The 21809-nt window shown below is 37.7% G+C and carries 15 protein-coding genes; 11 read left to right on the forward strand and 4 right to left on the reverse strand.

Annotated features, from left to right (window positions below):
• Nucleotides 1–11 precede the first annotated feature (11 nt).
• The 3 genes from pepE to ABJ974_RS06870 all read left to right on the forward strand — a co-directional run bounded on the left by pepE (nt 12) and on the right by ABJ974_RS06870 (nt 3426).
• Nucleotides 12–707 carry a dipeptidase PepE gene (gene pepE / locus ABJ974_RS06860; protein ID WP_419870640.1) on the forward strand — a complete coding sequence of 232 codons (696 nt, stop codon included), beginning with the start codon at nt 12–14 and terminating at the stop codon, nt 705–707.
• 184 nt (nt 708–891) lie between these two features.
• A complete protein-coding gene (gene dacB / locus ABJ974_RS06865) occupies nt 892–2265 on the forward strand; it encodes a D-alanyl-D-alanine carboxypeptidase/D-alanyl-D-alanine endopeptidase (RefSeq protein WP_419870641.1) in 1374 nt (457 codons plus the stop codon).
• A gap of 6 nt (nt 2266–2271) precedes the next feature.
• The gene (locus tag ABJ974_RS06870) at nt 2272–3426 is read left to right on the forward strand and encodes a sensor histidine kinase (protein ID WP_419870642.1); all 1155 of its coding nucleotides are present in this window, start codon (nt 2272–2274) and stop codon (nt 3424–3426) included.
• Nucleotides 3427–3526: 100 nt separating this feature from the next.
• On the opposite strand, the gene ABJ974_RS06875 is transcribed toward ABJ974_RS06870, so the two are convergent.
• From ABJ974_RS06875 to ABJ974_RS06890, 4 genes are all read right to left on the reverse strand, one after another.
• A complete protein-coding gene (locus ABJ974_RS06875) occupies nt 3527–5383 on the reverse strand; it encodes a M61 family metallopeptidase (protein ID WP_419870643.1) in 1857 nt (618 codons plus the stop codon).
• 92 nt (nt 5384–5475) lie between these two features.
• Nucleotides 5476–7107: a M1 family metallopeptidase gene (locus tag ABJ974_RS06880; RefSeq protein WP_419870644.1), complete on the reverse strand. Its 1632-nt coding sequence runs from the start codon at nt 7105–7107 to the stop codon at nt 5476–5478.
• Between the two features lie 76 nt (nt 7108–7183).
• Nucleotides 7184–8014 carry a twin-arginine translocase subunit TatC gene (gene tatC, locus ABJ974_RS06885; protein WP_419870645.1) on the reverse strand — a complete coding sequence of 277 codons (831 nt, stop codon included), beginning with the start codon at nt 8012–8014 and terminating at the stop codon, nt 7184–7186.
• Between the two features lie 91 nt (nt 8015–8105).
• Nucleotides 8106–9065 (reverse strand): KpsF/GutQ family sugar-phosphate isomerase, encoded by a 960-nt coding sequence (locus ABJ974_RS06890; protein ID WP_419870646.1) that lies wholly within the window; start codon nt 9063–9065, stop codon nt 8106–8108.
• 156 nt (nt 9066–9221) lie between these two features.
• Here ABJ974_RS06890 and recQ point away from each other — a divergent pair, with 156 nt between their 5' ends.
• The 8 genes from recQ (at nt 9222) to ABJ974_RS06930 (ending at nt 21550) form a co-directional block, all read left to right on the forward strand.
• Nucleotides 9222–11426, forward strand: coding sequence for a DNA helicase RecQ (gene recQ / locus ABJ974_RS06895; RefSeq protein ID WP_419870647.1), 2205 nt, complete (start codon nt 9222–9224; stop codon nt 11424–11426).
• A gap of 37 nt (nt 11427–11463) precedes the next feature.
• Nucleotides 11464–12549 (forward strand): glycosyltransferase, encoded by a 1086-nt coding sequence (locus ABJ974_RS06900; RefSeq protein WP_419870648.1) that lies wholly within the window; start codon nt 11464–11466, stop codon nt 12547–12549.
• 149 nt (nt 12550–12698) lie between these two features.
• Nucleotides 12699–14102 carry a dihydrolipoyl dehydrogenase gene (lpdA, locus tag ABJ974_RS06905; RefSeq protein WP_419870649.1) on the forward strand — a complete coding sequence of 468 codons (1404 nt, stop codon included), beginning with the start codon at nt 12699–12701 and terminating at the stop codon, nt 14100–14102.
• Between the two features lie 176 nt (nt 14103–14278).
• Nucleotides 14279–15103, forward strand: a complete 825-nt coding sequence (locus ABJ974_RS06910) for a CvfB family protein (RefSeq protein WP_419870650.1) — start codon at nt 14279–14281, stop codon at nt 15101–15103.
• Between the two features lie 143 nt (nt 15104–15246).
• Entirely contained in the window at nt 15247–15840 is a 594-nt protein-coding gene (locus tag ABJ974_RS06915; protein ID WP_419870651.1) for a TetR/AcrR family transcriptional regulator, read from the forward strand.
• Between the two features lie 89 nt (nt 15841–15929).
• Entirely contained in the window at nt 15930–17285 is a 1356-nt protein-coding gene (locus ABJ974_RS06920; protein ID WP_419870652.1) for a TolC family protein, read from the forward strand.
• A 10-nt stretch (nt 17286–17295) separates the two neighbouring features.
• Nucleotides 17296–18357 (forward strand): efflux RND transporter periplasmic adaptor subunit, encoded by a 1062-nt coding sequence (locus ABJ974_RS06925; RefSeq protein WP_419870653.1) that lies wholly within the window; start codon nt 17296–17298, stop codon nt 18355–18357.
• Nucleotides 18358–18364: 7 nt separating this feature from the next.
• Nucleotides 18365–21550 carry an efflux RND transporter permease subunit gene (locus ABJ974_RS06930; protein WP_419870654.1) on the forward strand — a complete coding sequence of 1062 codons (3186 nt, stop codon included), beginning with the start codon at nt 18365–18367 and terminating at the stop codon, nt 21548–21550.
• Nucleotides 21551–21809 lie beyond the last annotated feature (259 nt).

Consider the following 21809-nt stretch of genomic DNA (forward strand, 5'->3'; position numbering starts at 1 on the left):
AAATTATTAAAATGAATATCATACTGGCATCTACATCCACCCTTTTTGGGGGAGAATATCTGGAATATCTGAGAGAAGAATTAATAAAATTATACGAAGGAATTGATGAAATTATTTTCATCCCTTTTGCCAGACCGGGCGGAATTTCACATGATGAATATACCCGCAAAGCACGTTCTTTTTTTGAAACCCTCAATATAAAAGTAAAAGGACTTCATGAGTTTGAAAATAAAGAAGAAGCTGTGAATCACGCAAACGCTTATTTTACCGGTGGCGGAAATACGTTTTTATTGGTTAAGACATTACATGAAGAAAATCTTATGGGGCTTCTTAAGAAAAATGTAGAAGGAGGAAAACCTTACCTTGGATGCAGTGCGGGAAGCAATATCGGAGGACAGAATATGAAAACGACGAATGATATGCCAATTGTCTATCCACCCAGCTTCGACTGTATGGGACTGGTTCCTTTCAATATCAATCCTCACTATTTGGATCCCAGTCCGGAACTGAAACATAACGGAGAAACCAGGGAAACCAGGATCAAAGAATTTTTAACCCAGAACGAAGTGAAAGTAGTGGGACTCCGCGAAGGAAACTGGATAAGAAAAATAGGAAACATTATTACCGTGGAGGGAAGCGAGTCCACACGCATTTTTGAAAAAGGCAAAGAACCTTATGAAATAGAAGCAGGAAGTACTATTTCATAGTCTGCAAAAGTCTATTTTATTATATTTGAATAAACAAATGGATTGTAAGTTCATATCCTCTGTCATTCAGAGCGAAGCGCAGCGGAGTGAAGAATCTCAATCCCGGTATTGATAACGCTCCTCATTCCTAATGGCAAAAGGATGTTATCAGATACACAATGTACCAGTTAAAAATAACAACACAATGAAAAAAGCATTTGCTGTTCTTACCCTTTCATCACAGCTTATTTTTGCCCAGAATACGGCCTCTAAGCTGGAAGCTGCAACAAAGAGCCTGATGAACTCATCTACAGCTGTCGCCTCTAATTTATCTTTCTATGTGACGGATGAATCAGGGAATCTTATTTACGAATACCAGGGAAACAAGGGGCTTTCCACAGCTTCAACCCAAAAAATATTTACGGCTGCTGCTGCTTTGGAAACCTTAGGGAAAGATTATACTTATACCACAACCTCCAGCTATTCAGGATCTGTTTCTGACGGTGTATTAAATGGAAATCTTTTTATCAGCTCCAATGGAGACCCCACTTTAGGAAGCTGGCGTTATGAAGCCTATAAACCGGAAAGCTTTAAGCAAAAACTACTGGATGCCCTCAAAAAATCCGGCATTAAAAAAATCTCCGGAGATCTGGTTATCGATGATTCTTATTTCGATTTTCAGACCATTCCCGGAGGATGGCCGTGGGATGATCTGGGAAATTATTACGGAGCTGGAGTCTGGAGTGTAAACTGGAGGGAAAACCAGTTTGATATCAATATTAATGGAAAAGAGTTTAAAAGCTTTTCTTATCCTCTGGAAGGAGTACAGTGGGTGAATGAGCTGAAAACGGGAGGAAGTTCAGATCAGAGTTTGATTTTTACAGCACCCCATTCCCGTGTAGCATTGATTAACGGGACCCTACCATCCGGTAAAACAGTTACGGTTTCCGGATCAACACCCAATCCACCATTACAGTTGGGAGTAGAAGCAGGGCAGTGGCTGAAAAATGCAGGTATTGATTTTTCCGGAAAGATCATTACCAATTCCCAGCTTCAGATTGAAGGAAAAAAAATACTGGAAGCTCCAAAAAACAATATAATCCTCACCTATCAGTCTCCTACATTGGATAAAATAGTATACTGGTTTTTAAGAAAAAGCGTAAACCTGTATGGAGAAACCCTCATCAAGACCTTAGGAAAAGAGAAAAAAGGAAACTCCAGCTTTAAAAGTGGGGTAGCTTACCTTAAAGAATTCTGGAAGTCCAAAGGAATCAATGGAAATATGATCAACTTTGCAGACGGAAGCGGACTCTCTCCTCAAAACTACGTTTCTGCAAAAGCTGAAGTTCAGGCTCTTTTATACGCTAAAAAGCAACCTTGGTTCAGCTCTTATTATGAAGGATTTCCCGTTCAGGATAACGGAATGAAAATGAAAAGCGGTACCATGCGGGATACAAAGTCCTATGCAGGTTATCATACCTCCAAGGATGGGAAAAAATATGTGTTTTCGATTATCATCAATAATTATCAGGGAAGCGGAAGTTCCGAACTTCAGAAAATACTGAATACATTAAAATAATTTACGTTGAGAAAATCCATTCTTTCCAGGCTGAATAACTGGATAATATTTGTTTTAATGACGTTGGTGGTGGTGACAATTGTTGTAGCCTCTACCTTGCTGATCAATTATTTACGGAAGGAAGAAATCAAAAGGGTAGATATTCTTGTCAGCGCTCTGAAATTTCAGCAGGAAGTAACGACTCCCAGTCTGGAAGCTCAGGAACTTATTCTTCAGATATACAGTTCCAATACAACCATTCCGGTAATAATCCTGGATAAGGACGACAGGCCTATTGCCCACAAAAATGTGCCTGGAGAAATAGAAAATGATACGGAACGAATTGCCGAGCTTGCACAAGCCATGTCCAGGAATTATCCTGCTATAGAGCTTAAATTTCCCAATGGTAATAACCAGTTTGTGTATTATGATAATTCCGCTCTTCTTAACAAACTCCGATATTCCCCTTATATCCTGGGATTTTTTATTTTATCCTATTTTTTATTTTCATTCTGGTTTTTAAGAACCATCAAAAAAACCGATGAAGGATATCTTTGGGCGGGATTAGCAAAAGAAACAGCACATCAGATAGGAACACCCCTGTCTTCCATGATCGGATGGATGGAAATTATGAAACTTGAGGACCCCGTTTCCGAAGGAGTTCTGGAGATTGAGAAAGATATAGAAAGACTACGGACCATTTCTGAAAGGTTTTCTAAAATAGGTTCTATTCCTGAGCTCAATGATATGAACTTCAACGAAACGATTCAGGAAAATTATGACTATCTCAAAACCCGGATTTCCAAGAGAGTAAACTTTGAATTACAGCTTCCTCCTTATGATATTCTCGTACCGCATAACAGGATCCTGATAAGCTGGGTTACGGAAAACCTGGTGAAAAATGCGGTCGACGCAATGAAGGGAGAAGGAGTACTGATCATAACCGTTTTTGAGAAGAATAAAAATATTGTGGTAGAAGTAAAAGATACCGGAAGCGGTATGACCAAGCGACAGGCCCGAAATGCCTTTAAACCTGGATATTCAACTAAAAAAAGAGGATGGGGACTCGGATTGTCTCTCGCGAAAAGAGTGGTCCAGGAATACCATAACGGTGATATTAAAATAGCCCAGACCGAAGTAGGAAAAGGAACTGTTTTTAGAATAACCATTAAAAAAACTTAAAGAAGATCATTTTCTTTTGTGAAATGAGAAATATAACTAAAAATTCGGGCATGTTTTTAAACATGCCCGAATTTGTGATTAAGAGAAAATTTTCCCTTTTTTATTTTTTACCTGTCAGCCATTGATCCTGCAATTTCTGTTCTGCAGGTGTAGGATTCGCTTTATATTGAAGCGTTTCTGATGTCAGCTTAGTAAGGATGGCTTTTCCTTTAAGGTCAATTTTATCAGTCTTATCACCATTTTTCCTTAAAACGGTTAGGGTAATATCCTGGTCATCCTTAATGGTCTGTGCATATTCAATAAAAGACTGTATGTTTTTTGGATCGATTGTTTTTCCGTTCAGTGCTACCACTTCGTCTGTAATTTCAAAGCCTATACTTTCTGCGAATGGGGAAAGTGCCAGGCTTTCATCAAAAGTGAAAGTGTTGTTTTTTTCATTGTAGCCTGTCTGGTTTGGATCATTAATAAACCATAACATCGGAGGTACTTCCTGCTTCACAACTTCTACCCCTACCTGATCCAGATACTGCGCATAGGGAGTAGGCTGGCTTCCTGCAATATATTGATCATAAAAATCCTTTACCTGGGGATAGCCTGTCACTTTTACCAGCTCACCGATTAATTTATCATCTTTAAAAGGCTTGTTTTCACCAAAACGCTGAGAAAGCTTCCGGATCATATCGCGGTAACCCATTTCTCCGTTGGATAGCTTTCTTAGCTCAATGTCCATACACATAGCTAGCAGTGCGCCTTTTTCATATACATTCCTGTACTGATCCTTGTACTCATCCAGGAGAATGTTTTTACTCATTACAGTAAAAGGTAAGGTATCATTATAATTTTTGGAATTATTGATCTTCTCATTAATGCGTTTCAGAAAGTCATTCTTATCGATCAGCCCTTCCTGAATCTGGAATAAGTTGGCAAAATATTCCGTTCCGCCTTCATACATCCATAGGTGTTGGGACATTTTAGGGTTGGCATAATCAAAATACTGGATTTCTTCCGAATGTACCTTTAAAGGATTAACCGTATGGAAAAATTCATGAGATACCACATCTACAAGGGTTTTATCAATATCTTCCTGGGACAGAAATTCCGGTAATACGACACTTGTGGATTCATGATGCTCCAATGCTCCGAACCCCTGGACAGAAGGGCCTCCATCACCGGATAAGTAAAGCATGATAGCGTATTTTTTATTGGTGTTCATATCCCCTAAGAACTTCTTTTGGGCTACCACCATTTTTTCAAGATTATCTTTAAAGTCTGATGCTTTGTATTTTCCTGTCGGGGAATAAACTCCTAGTACAAGCTCCATACCGCCGGCATTAAAAGTGACGTAATCCGGTTTGGTATACATCAGGGGAGAATCCGTAACTTTAGCATAATTGGCAAGGATATAAGTATCTGTGGCATCAGAGTGATCCTGATCTACTAAAGCTGTTGTTCCATAGAAATCTTTAGGCTTTTGAATAACCAGCTGATATGGGACATCCTGCATATTGTCAATATATCCTACAAAACCATGGGTATTAACCATATAAACTTTTCCTTCCTCAATATCGGTTCCTGATGGTGAAAATACCGCCTTGTGTTTGCTGGTATCTGTTTCCTCATCAAAACTGTCATTTACCCAGTAAGTCACTTTGGACAGAGCCTTCGCATTTTTTAGAGAATATGTATTGTCATCTACTTTTGTATAGGCCAATTCTCTTCCTTTATTATCAAAAAAATGAATTCCTTCTATAAATCTTCCGTAATCATCTACGGAATAAGTTCCGGGAACTGTTTTGGGAAAATGAAATTGTACAGTACGGGACTTCATTTTGGGAAATTCCATACTTACGGCTACTTTATCATCTTTAATATTGACGAGATCAATATTCGTTTTGATAGATTGGGCATTTACCAATACCTGAGCCAGAATTCCTAAGGTAAGTGCTGTTTTTTTCATACTTGAATTTATATGAATAGTATGCCATAAAAGCATTTAGTTACAGAAAATAAATTAAAATTTTCTTAAATATAAATTAAATACTTAAAAAATTACTGAATATTTTTATAATTAATATAATAATTATTATCAAATTTAGCAGGCGATGAACTCTTTAATTTTACAGTCTGCCAGCTCTCTGTGGGAGTAATAGTCTGGTCTCTGTTTATTCTTATGGGCAATTTAAAATCAGAAACCACATTCGTATACCGGAATTTCAGCTCCTCACCATTCTGAGTATATTCCAACGTAGGAATTTTAACGGTTCGCAGATATTGTTGGAAGACACTGGAAAAATCAATACCGGACTTCGAAGAAATATAATTTTCTACCTGTTCTCCCGTAACGGTCTGATGGTAAAAATCTTTATTTAAGCCCCTTAAAATCTGGCGGAACTTTTCATCATCATTAATCACCTGTCTGATCGTATGGATCATACTGGCTCCTTTAGGATACATATCTCCGCTTCCTTCATTTCTTACCCCGTACTTTCCGATAATGGGAACATCATTCTGTATTTTTTGTCTCAGCCCCCATGCATATTTTTCAGCTGAGGCTTTATCCATATATTTTTCGGTGAAAAGAACTTCCGAATACATGGTAAAAGCTTCATGAACCCACATATCAGCCTGGTCTTTGGCTGTGATATTGTTGGCAAACCATTCGTGTCCGCTTTCATGAACGATGATATAATCCCAGTTAAGTCCTACACCTGTCCCTGAAAAATCAGTTCCCTTATAGCCGTTCATATAGTCGTTTCCGTAAGCCACATTACTCTGATGTTCCATTCCAAGATAAGGAGATTCCACCAGCTTATAAGAATCCTGATAAAAAGGATAAGGCCCGAACCAGTATTCAAAAGCAGATAACATCGGCTTTACCTGTTGAAATTGTTTTTTAGCTTTATCTAAATTATATTCCATTACCCAATAATCCAGGTCCAGCTTACCATTTTCCCCGTGGAAGGTATCTTTAAAATTTACATATTTTCCAATATTGGGAATAATGGAATATGCATTAATAGGGCTTTTAACCTCCCATGTGAAAATATTCTTATTATTTTCTGTTTTCTTTTCGATTAATCTTCCGTTTCCTACGCCTACAAGGTCTTTGGGAGTAATGATCTTCATTACCATTCCATTATCCGGTTCATCGCTCCAGATATCTTTGGTAGGAAGCCATACCGAAGCCCCGATTCCTTCATCTGCGACACTCATCCATGGATTTCCTTTTTCGTCTGTGGTGAAAACCCATCCGCCATCCCAGGGTGGTCGTTGGGCAATAGTAGGATTTCCGGAATAAGTTACGTTGATAGAGAATTTTTCTCCTTTCCTGAATTTTTTCTTCGTATGAACAAAGATGAAGTCACCATCCTGCTTATATTCTGAGATAGGAAAGCTGGCATCTACCTTATCAGCTTTCATAGGCTGCTGCAAGTCGATCTGGAAAACAGGATTTACAACATCTTTAATGATTTCAAAGCTTATTTTATTATTTCCCTTTATACTTTTTTGTTCATAATTGGGCTCTACGGACAATTCATATTTTTTGACATCCCAGAAATTTCGGAATTCCGTATTGGAACCTTTTAAAGTGTCCTGTCGGGTAAAAGTTTCCGGTCTTTCAAAAAACTGCCCGAAAGCTAAACTTGATGCGAAGATAAAAGTATATGTAAGCTTTTTCATTGATCATAAATTATAAATCCATTCAAAAATAGAAAATTTAATACCAATAAAAAGGAAAATGGGAAAAAGCTTTTATTTAATTCTGTACGGACGGCAGATTGGTAGCATTACGTTTCTGAACTTTTTTATAAGTGTAAGAACACATGATAATACTAAATTCATACAAAATAACCAATGGGAAAGCTGCCATAAGCATACTTAAAACATCCGCCGGGGTAATGATGGCAGCCACCACCATAATGAGAACGATCGCATGACGGCGATAGGTTTTCATAAACACCGGAGTAAGAATCCCGATCGTAGTAAGGAAATAAATAAGAATAGGGAACAGGAATATGACTCCCATTCCTAAGATCACCTGTAAAAATAAGGTGGTATAATCACTTAAATCATAAAGCGGAACAATAATATCCGATATTTTAAAGATCACCCCGAAATTAACTGCAAACGGAAGGATCAGAAAATAGCCGCATAAAATCCCTGTTAAGAAAAGGATCCAAACCGCATTAATAATAAAAATAGAATTTTTTCTTTCTTTAGGATGCAATGCAGGACTGATAAAACGCCACAATTCCCAGACAATATAAGGAAATGCCAAAACGATTCCTCCAAAAATGGAGACCGCCATCATTACATTAAACTGCTGATAAAGCCGCTGTACACGTACAGGGAAATCTTTGGGAAGGTGGATGCTGTCTTCTCCCAAAAGCATTCTGGAAAAGTGATTTACAATACGGAAAGTAGGAAAATCATTTCTAGTAGGGCCAAAAAAGATATGGTCCATAATCCAGTTGATATTGAAGCCGACGATAAAAGCTGCAATTATAATAGCAATAATTGAGCGGATAAGGTGACCTCTTAATTCTCCAATATGTCCAAGAAAGGACATCTCTTTACCTTCACTCACAGAATAATTTTTTTTAAGGTTTCAAATTTATGAAATATTTAGAGATTCTAATCCCTGATTATGCAATTCTGAAAATTAAGATATCTAATTCTTAATTGATCCCTTCATCCAAAAGCTTATGAAGATCAATGATTCCATAATACTTTCCGTTCTCCGTTACAATAAGCTGTCCGATATTGTTTTCCTTCAATATTTTCATGGCTTCTTTTGCCAAAGCATTTCTTTCAATGGTTTTAGGATGGGCGGACATAATATCTTTAGCAGATACCGAGGAGATATCTTCATTTTTCATCAGCATTCTTCTTAAATCTCCATCTGTAATGACTCCCAGAATTTCATCGCCATTTGTTACAACGGTGATTCCATGGCTTGAGGCACTGATGGAAATGATAACATCTTTTATAGTTGAACTTTCTGAAACCTGAGGTTTTTGAGAAGAAAGAAACTGGTCCACTTTTGAAATTAAGTTTTTCCCTAAGCTTCCTCCGGGATGAAATTTAGCAAAATCATTTTCTTTAAAATCATTAAGCTCCATTAAGCAGATAGCCAGAGCATCCCCCAACGCCATTTGAATGGTGGTAGAGCTGGTAGGAGCCAGTTTATTGGGACAGGCTTCCATATCCACATGCGTATCCAGGATAATATCCGAAAATTCCGCAAGCTTACTTTTACTATTTCCCGTCATTCCGATCAGGGCAGAAGAATAATCTTTCAGGTAAGGAATAAGATTAACGATTTCCGGAGAGTTTCCCGAATGGGAAATACAAAGTACCACATCCTGTTTCTGAATAACTCCCAGATCACCGTGAATGGCTTCCGATGCATGAAGAAACTGTGAAGGGGTTCCAGTGGAATTTAATGTCGCTACAATTTTATTTCCGACATGGGCTGATTTTCCGATTCCGACTACGATAAGTTTACCTTTTGCAGCATTAATCACCTCTACGGCCTTGGCAAATTCATCATTAATTCTGTCTTTTAATTTTTCCAGTTCTGAAATTTCTATTCCTAAAGTGCTCTTAGCAATCGATATAATATTGGATCTATCCATGTGATTTTATATTGTATACAAAAAATCTATTAAAAAACGTTATATTTTAAAAAGAATATTTAATATAAATTTTATTTTTTATAAATTCGTTCGCTTTTATTTTAAGTAAAAAATTTATAACTTTGAGTTGAATGCAAATTTAGCAAACTAAATTAGATGAGCGCAAAAAAAGCCAATTTATCAGGCGAATTGAAAAAATACTTTGGGTTTTCTACTTTTAAGGGACAACAAGAATTAATTATAGAGAACCTGCTGAACGGAAAAGACATCTTTGTGTTGATGCCGACAGGAGGAGGTAAGTCATTATGCTACCAGCTTCCTGCATTAATTTCCGAAGGAACGGCAATAGTAGTTTCGCCATTAATAGCTTTAATGAAAAACCAGGTAGATGCGGTAAATGGCCTTTCATCTGATGACGGAGTGGCCCATGTTCTGAATTCATCACTGAATAAAACCCAGACCAAACAGGTTTTCGATGATATCAAAAGCGGTAAAACAAAATTACTTTACGTAGCTCCCGAATCTTTAATTAAAGAAGATTACCTGGATTTTCTGAGAGAAGTGAAAATTTCCTTCTTTGCTATTGACGAAGCTCACTGTATTTCAGAATGGGGACATGATTTCAGACCCGAATACCGGAACCTGAAATCTATTATCGATAAAATCGCTGATGTTCCCGTAATTGCACTTACGGCAACCGCCACGCCTAAAGTTCAGGATGATATCCAGAAAACTTTGGGAATGACCAATGCTATTGTATTTAAAGAAAGTTTTAACAGACCCAACCTGTACTATGAAGTACGGCCGAAAGTGAATATAGACAAGGAAATCGTAAAATTCATTAATCAGAATAAAGGAAAATCCGGAATTGTTTATTGCCTGAGCCGAAGAAAAGTAGAAGAGTTTGCGCAGCTTTTACAGGTAAACGGAATCAATGCACTTCCTTATCATGCCGGCCTCGACCAAAAAATCAGAGTGGCCAACCAGGATAAGTTCCTTATGGAAGAAGTGGATGTCATTGTGGCAACTATCGCTTTCGGAATGGGAATCGACAAGCCGGATGTGCGGTTTGTAATCCATTATGATTTTCCGAAATCCCTGGAAAGCTATTATCAGGAAACCGGACGTGCCGGAAGGGATGGAGGAGAAGGCTACTGCCTTGCCTTCTATGATCCTAAAGATATTGAAAAACTTGAAAAATTCTTAGCTCAGAAACCTGTTTCCGAAAGAGAAATCGGATTACAGCTTCTCAATGAAGTCGTAGGATATGCGGAAACTTCCATGAGCAGAAGACAATATATCCTCTATTATTTCGGAGAAAACTTTGATCCTGTAAAAGGAGAAGGGGCCAAAATGTGTGATAATGCATCCAATCCGCCTAAGCTGAAAGATGCTAAAGCAGATCTTAAAAAAGCATTGGAACTCATTCATGATACCGGAGAAAAGTTTAAAACCAAAGACTTAATTTCCGTTATCGTAGGAAAAGAAAGTGCCGTTACGAAATCCTATAAGCTGGAACAGAACCCTCACTTCGGGTTTGGAAAAGATGAAAAGGATAATTACTGGAAGACGATTTTAAGACAGGGAACCGTTCAGAACTTTCTTCAAAAAGATATTGAAACATACGGTGTATTGAAAATTGCAGAAAAAGGGTATGAAGTTTTAAATGACCAGTTTAAAGGAGATTTCCTTATCGCCGAAGACCGTGAATTTGATCTGAGCCAGGTAAAAGCAGAAAGCGATCAGATCCAGATGCAGTCCGGCGGAGGACTGGATCAGAATCTTTTTACCCAGTTAAAAGAACTGAGGAAAAAAGTAGCTAAGAAATGGGGTATTCCCCCTTACACTGTTTTCATGGATCCGAGTCTCGAAGATATGACCGTTCAGTATCCGATTACCGTAGAAGAAATTACCAAGATATATGGAGTGGGCGAAGGAAAAGCCAAAAAATACGGAAAAGAATTTGCTGACTTCATCAGAAAATATGTAGAAGAACACAATATAGAACGTACTCAGGATATGGTCCTGAAGCAGGTGGCTAATAAATCCAGCCATAAAGTTTTTATCATCCAGAGTACCGATAAAAAAATAGACCTTGAAGATATAGCCCGTGCCAAAAACCTTTCCATGAACGAATTGCTCAAAGAAATGGAGAGCATTGTCTATCAGGGAACTAAGCTTAATATAGATTATTATATTGAAGATAACTTCGATGAAGATATTGTAGACGGATTCATGGAATTTATGAACGAATCCGAAAGTGACAGTATGAAAGTACTCTTGGATGAATTTGGTGATGAGCTTTCCGATGAGGAAGTAAGAATGCTGAGGATCAAATTCATCAGTGATGTAGCTAATTAAAAACATTACCTTATCCGCATGGGTAAGGTTTTTTAGTATGAAAAAGAAAATTTCCGTTATTTTTATTCTGCCGGATCTGGAAACAGGAGGAGCAGAAAGAATTGTTACTACCATTGCCAATCATCTTTCCAGAGATCGTTTTGAGCCTAAAATCCTGCTATTACGGAAAAAAGGCGGCTATCTCAGCTTTCTTAAAGATGACGTGGAGATCATTGATATCAATACGGAAAGAATCAGGCATTCTTTAAAGCCCATTTTATCCCAGATCTACCGGAGAAAACCAGATATTGTGTTTTCAGGTTTTGGAGAAGTGAATGCTTATTTATCCATGTTTATAAAGCTTTTTCCAAAAACGAAATTTGTAGCCCGGGAGACCAATGTGGTATCTCAGCACGTCACCAGGAAAGAGATTAAGTTTTTCTATAACTTTTATAACAGTTATGAAAAGATCATTGCTCAGAGTGATGATATGATGAAAGATCTGATAGATAATTTCGGGATCAAAAAGAAAAAAATTGTAAAGATCAACAATCCTGTGGATTTTGATTTTATTGAAGAGAAACTAAAAATCTCAGAAAAGCCCGAAAGCTTTAAATATAATTATAAAAATGTGGTAGCCATTGGGAATTTATCGGCAAGAAAAGGTTTTGATAACCTTCTCAAAGTATTTTCCCGCCTTAAAAATGAGAAAATTCTTTTACATATTCTGGGAGACGGACAGGACAAAGAAGTTCTTCACCAGATGAAAGAAATGTTGGGGCTGGAGCATGTTATTTTTCATGGCCGCCAAGAAAATCCTTATCAGTTTTTAAAGTATGCGGACTTGTTTATTCTTTCCTCACGATATGAAGGTTTCCCGAATGTTCTTTTGGAAGCCGGTGCCTGTGGAACTTATTCTTTAGCCAATAACTGCCCGGGAGGAATTAATGAAATTATACAAAATACGGTGAATGGTGAAGTAGGGGATATAGAGAACTATGATGAGTTTGCCCAGAAGATTATTTCACTTTTACAGCATTCCTATGACCGGGATTCCATTAAGAATTCCATTAAGTCACGTTTTTCTAAGAACATTATCCTGGATAAATATGAAAAAGTTCTGCATGATCTCGTTTCCGGTTAATTGAATCCGTTCATTTCAGCATTCAGACAAACTTTCAGCTGCTGAAAATCAAACCCGTACTTTATTATTCCCACAGTTTGCCAAATGGCATTTATTCTGTAAATTTGTAAGAATTAAGAAATTAGTATAAACAAAATTCATAAAATACAATGAGTCAATTCGATGTTACCGTAATAGGTTCTGGTCCTGGAGGTTATGTAGCAGCGATCCGTGCTGCACAATTGGGCTTCAAAACAGCAATTATTGAAAAATATCCAACTTTAGGAGGAACCTGTCTGAATGTAGGATGTATTCCTTCAAAAGCATTATTAGACAGTTCGGAGCATTTTGAAAATGCAAAACATAATTTTGCAGGTCATGGAATCATCATCAATGAACCGCAGGCGGATATTGCAAGAATGATCGAACGTAAAAATGAAGTGGTAAAGCAAAATACAGACGGAATCAACTACCTGATGGGTAAAAACAAAATTACTGTTTTTGAAGGGGTGGGAAGTTTTGAATCTGCTACTCAGATTAAGGTAAAGAAGAATGATGTTTCATCCGAAACCATAGAATCAAAATATACTATCATCGCTACCGGTTCCAAACCGTCTACATTACCGTTTATTACGCTGGATAAAGAAAGAGTTATCACTTCTACCGAAGCATTAAACCTAAAAGAAGTTCCTAAACATTTAGTTGTAATCGGAGGAGGAGTAATCGGTCTTGAGCTGGGTTCTGTGTACCTTAGATTAGGAGCTCAGGTGACTGTAGTGGAGTTTATGGATAAAATTATTCCTGGAATGGATGGAGCTTTAAGTAAAGAATTACTGAAAGTTCTTAAAAAGCAGGGAATGAAATTTATGCTTTCTACTGCTGTTTCTGCTGTGGAAAGAAATGGAGATACCGTAAAAGTAACTGCAAAAGATAAAAAAGGAGAAGAAGTGGTTGTAGAAGGAGATTATTGCCTGGTTTCCGTAGGAAGAAGACCTTATACAGATGGTCTTGGTCTTGAAAAAGCAGGCGTGGAGCTTGATGAAAGAGGAAGAGTAAAAGTAAATGACCACTTACAAACCAATGTAGCCAATATCTATGCTATCGGTGATGTGATCAAAGGAGCTATGCTAGCACATAAAGCAGAAGAGGAAGGAGTATTTGTAGCAGAAACATTGGCAGGACAAAAACCTCACATTAACTATAATCTGATCCCTGGTGTTGTTTATACATGGCCTGAAGTTGCCGGAGTAGGTAAAACTGAAGAACAGCTGAAAGAAGAAGGAGTTGCCTATAAAGTAGGGTCTTTCCCGATGAGAGCTTTAGGAAGAAGCCGTGCCAGTGGTGATATTGACGGTCTGGTGAAGATCATCGCAGATGAAAAAACAGACGAGGTACTTGGAATGCACATCGTAGGAGCGAGAGCTGCAGACTTAATTGCAGAAGGAGTAATCGCAATGGAATTCCGTGCAAGTGCAGAAGATATCGCAAGAAGTTCTCATGCTCACCCGACCTATGCAGAAGCTGTTAGAGAAGCTGCATTGGATGCCACAGCAAAGAGACCTATCCATATGTAATGGAAAAATTAAAATATGAATAAATAAAGAGAGGCTTTTAAGCCTCTCTTTATTTATTTATATAATTGCAATTGTAATAATTTATGTTCTTCATGCAATAGCTCTGAGAAGGAATCCTATATTTTACAAAGAAGTCATTCTATATTTTGTACCTTTGTCAACTAACTCATTTGTACATGCAACTCGGAAAAACTCAGACTTTAAAAATTTCAGAAAAAAATACCTCAGGATGGATCTTAACGGATGATCTGGGTGAAAAAGCATTTTTACCTAAGATTTTTATTGATAATGAGAAAGAAATAGATGATGAAATAGAAGTTTTTGTATACCAGGATGACGGTAAGTTAAAAGCAACGACCGAGATCCCGTTGGCGGAAGTAGGTGAATTTGCCGTAATGAGCTGTGTTCAAAGCCTGCCAAGTGGTGCTTTTATGGATTGGGGAATTATCAAAGATCTTTTTATCCCCTATAAACAGCAGAAAACCAAAATCATTGAAGCAAAAAGATATTTGGTATATCTGTATGTAGATGAAGACACGGAATTAATCACCGGGACCACAAAATTCAAAAGAAATCCTCAGTATCAGGATTTGCCTTTTAAAAAGGGCGATAAAGTGGAGCTTATTTTAATGAATGAAAGCGAACTGGGATGGAATGTGGTAATTAATAAAAAATATATTGGACTTATTTATACATCGGATGTGTATAAGAAGCTTTATCCGCTGTCACAAGAAGAAGGGTACATTAAAGCCATCCGTGAAGATGGAAAGATAGATGTTTCCCTCCAGCCGGAAGGTTTTGAAAATATTGATGAGTTCAGGCAGAAAATTCTCAATAAACTGGAAGAGAATTACGGACTTTTATACCTTTCTGATAAATCTTCTCCCGAGGAAATAAAAGACGAACTTCAGATGAGCAAGAAAAATTTTAAAAAAGCCATCGGAGGATTATATAAAGATAAGGTCATCGATATATCGGAAGATAAGATTAAATTATTATAAAAAAAAGAGCAGATTTTTCTGCTCTTTTTTATTAAGTCCTTTCTTAGATTTAAAGACATCAAAAATATTTTAATTTTTTTGTTTAACAATTTTGTCAAAAAATAAAAATGCTTTACTTTTGTCCACAAATTTGTTTAACAAAAATGTCAAATCAAACAAAAAAAGAGCAGACACAAGAGCTGATCAAGGAAACTGCAAAGAATTTATTCTTTGTAAAAGGCAAGTTTGATGCTACAACTCAGGAGATTGCAGATGAAGCCGGTGTGAACAGAACACTTATTAACTATTATTTTCGCTCCAGAGATAACCTCATCCAGATCATTTTTGATGAGGCCCAAAAGGTGGAAAAAGAAAAATCCAATGTGATTCAAAGGTCTGATCTGCCTTTTAAAGAAAAAATAAGCAAATTTATCGAAAGCAGTTTATCAACCAGTCTTAAATATCCCTATCTCGAAACCTATATCGTTTCGCAGATGAATAAGGGAAATTGTCATGAAAAGGATATTGAAAAAGAAATGCTGGAGGATCTGTACAAATCCATAGAGGAAGAAATGGATCAGGGAAATATTGAAAAAATGAAGCCTGTTCAGTTTTTGTTTAATATGGTGGCCTTACTTGTTTTCCCGAGTGCTTTACGGCCTTTGCTTATGGATAATTTGCGGATTAGTGATGAAGAATTTGATGTGATTATTTCGGAAAGGAAAGAGATCATCCTCAACATATTATTTAAAAAATAAAAATTTAAAGTATTTTTTGTCATCATACGTCCTTGGGGAATAATACGCACACAATAAACTATTAAAAAATAAAAGAAGTAGATAAAATTATGAAAAGAAAACGTATAACTGCGCAAAAGCTAAAAATTGGGATAGCTGCAGCATTTATGATTTTCGGTATTTCATCGGTCCGGGCCCAGAAGCAGGTCAGTCTGCAGGAGGCCATTCAGCAGGCATTACAAAATAAGGCGGATGCTAAAAAAGCAGCCTTACAGGTAAAAAAAGCGGAATATCAGATTGATGAAGCCAAAGCAGGAGCCTTACCACAGATCAGCGTGGCAGGAGATTTAAGTTATAACCCGATCATTCAGGAGACGGTTGTAGAATTTGCAGGCCAAAGAAGTATTTTTAAAATGGGACAACCATGGACTTCCAATGTGGCAGCTACAGTTTCCCAGGCTTTATTTGATCAGAGGGTGTTTGTAGGTTTAAAAGCAGCAAAGTCTACCCGGGAATTTTATGTGCTTAATTCTCAGCTGACCAATGAACAGATCATTGTAAATGTGGCTACGGCTTATTATAATGTATTTGTGCAGGAAGAAAACCTGAAAACTCTTGAAACAAGTTACTCAAACACTGAAAGAGTAAGAAATGTTATCAAAAGCTTAGTGGATAATGGTCTTGCTAAGCCTATCGATCTCGATAGAACCAATGTTCAGCTTACCAATATTGCTTCCAATAAGCAGCAGCTTATTAATTCCGTAGAACTCTCAAAGAATTCTTTAAAATTCTATATGGGAATTCCTATTGACACCCCAATAGAGCTGGAGGAGAAAACTATTGAACCTCAACCGGAACTGATGGCGCAGTATGTGAACCTTGAAGACAGATCAGAGCTCAAAGTGCTGAGAAAACAAAGAGAACTTTTAGAATACAATAAAAAAGCTACTGAAGCTTATCTCTATCCTACGGTAAGTCTTCAGGGGCAGTACGGATGGTATGGAATGGGAAATAAATTCCCATGGTTTAATGGAATCAATAATGGAGTGAACTGGAGTGATTTTGCTTCGATAGGACTTAAAGTGAATATACCGATCTTTACCGGTGGAGCTACAAAGTCAAAAATCCAGCAGGCACAGATAGACATTCTTGATCTGGAACAGGATATTGAAAATACACAGCTAAGCCTGAGCTTAGACTACAAAAACTCCATTACCAATATGGAAAATGCGATTATCAATATTCAGAGTATGAAAGATAACGTGGCATTGGCTGAAAAAGTTCAGTCCAATACACAATCCAATTACCAGTACGGATTGGCTACGCTCACGGATCTTTTAGATACGGATAATGCATTAACCGAAGCTAAGCAGAATTATGCAAATGCATTATTAGATTATAAGCAGGCTGAAATTCAGCTGTTAAAAGCAAAAGGTGAATTAAACAGATTACAAAACCAACCATAATCAACTAAAAATGAAAAAAACTTTAATATATATTATCGTAGCTGCTGTACTTGTTGGTTTAGCAGGGTATAAAATTGTAAGCAATAAGAAAAATCAGGAGAAACAAGTTGCTGAAGTAGCAAAGCAAGTGGATAAAATTAACGTAAATGTTGTTACTGTAAAAAGAGAAAATATCAATACAGACTATTCAGCAAACGGAACTTTTATTCCTAAGCAGGAAATGAACCAGTCTTCGGAAATTTCAGGACGTATTGTAAGTGTGTTGGTTAAAGAAGGATCTAGAGTATCTGCAGGACAGACATTGGCTGTAATTAAAAAAGATGCTATCGAAGTGGATATGACTCAGGCACAAAATAACTTACAGAATGCCATTATTGACAATCAGCGTTATGAAAATGCCTATAAAACAGGAGGTGTTACCAAACAACAGCTGGATAACTCAAGGCTACAGTTAAAGAATATGCAGGCCGCTGTAAAGGCTCAGGGAGTAAGAGTAAATGATACAAGTGTACGTGCCGGAATCAGTGGTACCATCAATAAAAAAATGGTAGAACCGGGAGTAGTTGTTTCTCCGGGAACTTCCATGTTTGAAATTGTAAATATCAACAGTCTGAAACTTTCCGTATTGGTAGATGAAAGCCAGGTAGGAAGAATTCAGCTAGGCCAGACCGTGAACATTAAAGTGAGTGTTTTACCTGAAGATTCATTCAGCGGGCAGATTACCTTTATTGCTCCTAAGAGTGATGCTTCCCTTAACTTCCCTGTGGAAATAGAAGTTCCTAATAACGGACAGTTAAAGGCAGGTATGTATGCTACCGCAGTATTCCAGACCAATAACGGAGCGGAAACCCAGAATATGCTAACAGTTCCTGCTGAAGCATTCGTAAACGGAGTAAGCTCAGGACAGTTATTTATTGTTCAGAACGGAACGGCAAAAATGATTAAAGTAACTACCGGAAAAGTTTACGGTGATAAAGTTCAGATTCTTAGCGGGCTTAATGGAGGAGAACAGGTAATTACCAGCGGACAGATCAACCTGGATAACGGATCAAAAATCAATATTGTAAAGTAGAAGATTTATGAAGTTAGCAGAAATATCGATAAAGAGGCCTACGTTAGTTATTGTATTATTTACATTACTGACGCTAGGAGGAATTTTGAGTTACTCCATGATGGGGTACGAACTTATTCCGAAATTTGAGACCAATGTGGTAACGATTTCCACTACCTATCCCGGAGCTTCTCCTAGTGAGGTGGAAACTTCCGTAACCCGGAAAATTGAAGATGCGGTAGGATCATTGGAAAACGTAAAAAAAGTAGAATCATCATCTTATGAAAGCCTTTCGGTAATCATGATCCAGCTGAATGATGGAGCGGATGTAGACTACGCATTGAATGACGCTCAGCGTAAAGTAAATGCTATTCTTTCGGATCTGCCGGATGATGTGGATGCTCCGTCACTTAACAAATTCTCACTGGATGATTTACCGATCATCACGATGAGTATTTCCAGTGATAAGCTGAACAGTAAAGAGCTATATGACCTATTAGATAAAAAAATTGAACCTATCTTTTCCCGTGTAAGCGGGGTAGCACAGGTAGATCTTGTAGGAGGGCAGGAAAGAGAGATCCAGGTAAATCTGGATGAAAAAAAATTACAGGGATACGGACTTTCTATTGGGGATGTTCAGCAGGTAATTCTTTCATCCAACCTTGATTTCCCTACCGGTAGTATCAAAACAAGAACGGTAAAATCAACGATCAGGTTATCCGGTAAATATCAGTCTATTGAAGAAATGAACAACCTGGTGATCTCTTCAAAAAACGGGGCACAGGTTCGTTTATCAGATGTGGGAACGGTATTTGATACCCAGAAAGATGTAGATAAAATTGCAAGATTTAATCAGCTTACTACCATCCTGATGCAGGTGAAGAAACAGTCTGATGCCAATGCGGTGGCGGTTTCTGAAAATGTAAAGAGCACTATTGAAAGAGTTCAGGAGGATTATGCACAGCAGGGCATCAAGCTTAAAGTAGTAAATGATACGACTGACTTTACCCTTGAATCTGCGAATCACGTGATCTTTGACTTATTCCTTGCGATTATTCTCGTAGCGGTAGTAATGTTATTATTCCTTCACAGTATAAGAAACGCATTCATTGTAATGGTTTCTATTCCGGTGTCTTTGATTGCGACATTTATCGGAATGTATCTGATGGGGTATACCCTGAACTTGATGAGTTTACTCGGTCTTTCCCTGGTGGTAGGTATTCTTGTGGATGACGCTATTGTGGTCCTGGAAAATATTTACCGTCACATGGAGATGGGTAAAAGTAAGATCAGAGCGGCCTATGACGGAGCTTCCGAGATCGGGTTTACCGTAGCAGCGATTACTTTGGTAATTGTAGTGGTATTCTTACCGATTGCAATGAGTTCGGGACTTGTAGCTAATATCCTCGCCCAGTTCTGCGTCACGGTGGTAATAGCTACCTTATTATCCTTATTGGCTTCATTTACTATTATTCCTTGGCTATCATCAAGGTTCGGTAAACTGGAGCATCTTACAGGAAAGAATGCATTTGAAAAATTCATTCTTTGGTTTGAAAACATGATTGAGAAATTCACTCACTGGATTACAGGAATCCTTGAATGGTGTCTGAAGACTACTTTAAGAAGAATCACCACTGTAATTCTTACGTTTGTGATCCTCATAGCTTCATTCTTATTGGTGGTTTTCGGATTTATCGGAGGAGAATTTTTCCCTAAAACAGACCGTGGAGAATTCCTTGTACAGATGGAACTTCCAAAAGATGCAACAGTTGAAAAAACCAACCAGATTACATTACAGGTAGAGCAGTATTTAAGAAATAATCCTAATGTAGTCGATATGATTACTACAGTGGGACAGCAATCTTCAGGGTTCGGTGGAGCACAGTCTACAGCGTATCAGTCTGAAATTCAGGTAATATTAACGGATAAATCCGAACGTTCCGAAAGTACGGATATCATGGCTGCAAAAATCAAGAGAAATCTTGAAGAAAAATTCACAGGAGTTGAATTTAAAACGGCGCCAATCGGTATTATGGGAGCTGAAAATGCACCCATCGAAATGGTAGTTACGGCATCGGATAATGAAACGGCAACAAAAGAAGCAACCAGAATCCTTGAACTGCTTAAAAAAGTTCCGGGAGCAGTGGATGCGGAATTATCGACAGATACAGGAAACCCAGAGGTCCGTGTGAATATAGACCGTGATAAAATGTCCTCTTTAGGTCTTAATCTTTCCAATGTAGGACAAACGATGCAGACTGCATTTAACGGAAATACAGATGGAAAATTCCGAGCCGGGGAGTATGAATATGATATCAATATCCGTTTTGCTGATAACAACAGAAAGTCTATTGATGATGTAAGAAACTTAATGTTTACCAATCCTCAGGGTCAGCAGGTCCGTCTAAGCCAGTTTGCAGATGTGGAAATGAGCTCAGGACCGAGTTTGCTGCAGCGTAGGGATAAAACACCTTCCGTAAAAGTATTGTCCAAAGTAGTAGGTCGTCCCGTAGGAGACGTGGCCAATGAATGGTCAGACATGTTTATGAATAGTAAGAAAAAACCGGCGGGTGTTAATTACATCTGGGGTGGAGATATGGAAAACCAGCAGGAAGGTTTCGGTACTTTAGGAATTGCTTTATTGGCAGCCGTGGTATTGGTATACCTTGTAATGGTATCGTTATATGACAGTTTTGTATATCCGTTTGTAGTAATGTTCTCGATTCCGCTGGCAATGATCGGGGTTATGGTGATTCTTGCATTAACCGGAAATTCACTGAATATCTTTACCATGCTGGGAATGATCATGTTGATTGGTCTCGTGGCGAAGAACGCGATTTTGATCGTAGACTTTACCAATATGAGAAAAGCAGCGGGAGCAAATACCCATGATGCCTTGATTCAGGCTAACCATGCCCGTCTTCGTCCGATCCTAATGACAACGATTGCGATGATCTTCGGGATGTTACCGATTGCATTGGCAACCGGAGCCGGTGCAGAAATGAATAAAGGTCTTGCCTGGGTAATCATCGGAGGTTTGACTTCATCATTATTCCTTACGCTGATTATCGTACCGGTGGTATATTCTATTTTTGACTCCATTATGAGAAGATTCAAAAAAGGTGAGCCGATAGATTATGAAGCTGAAATGAAAGCGGATTATGAGCACAGAGAATTGAGTGAAGATGGTTATACGCCTAAACACGCAGATTAAAATAACCAACCTATTAATTAACCCATAAAAAAAGTGTATCGGATTTTCTGATACACTTTTTTATATTATAAAGTTACTTCTTAGACAGGGACTTTATTAATTCTTCAAATTTTTTATGTCTTCTGTCAATAACAACTTTTTCCTTTAATTGGATTTCAATGGATTTTAATTGTTTAAAAGAGGAATATTTTTTTACAGATGGCATATCTTATGACTTATTATATGTTAAGGTATAAAACTTATGCATACATTGTTGAAA

It is taken from the genome of Chryseobacterium sp. CT-SW4 (assembly GCF_048572715.1).
Classification (GTDB): Bacteria; Bacteroidota; Bacteroidia; order Flavobacteriales; family Weeksellaceae; genus Chryseobacterium.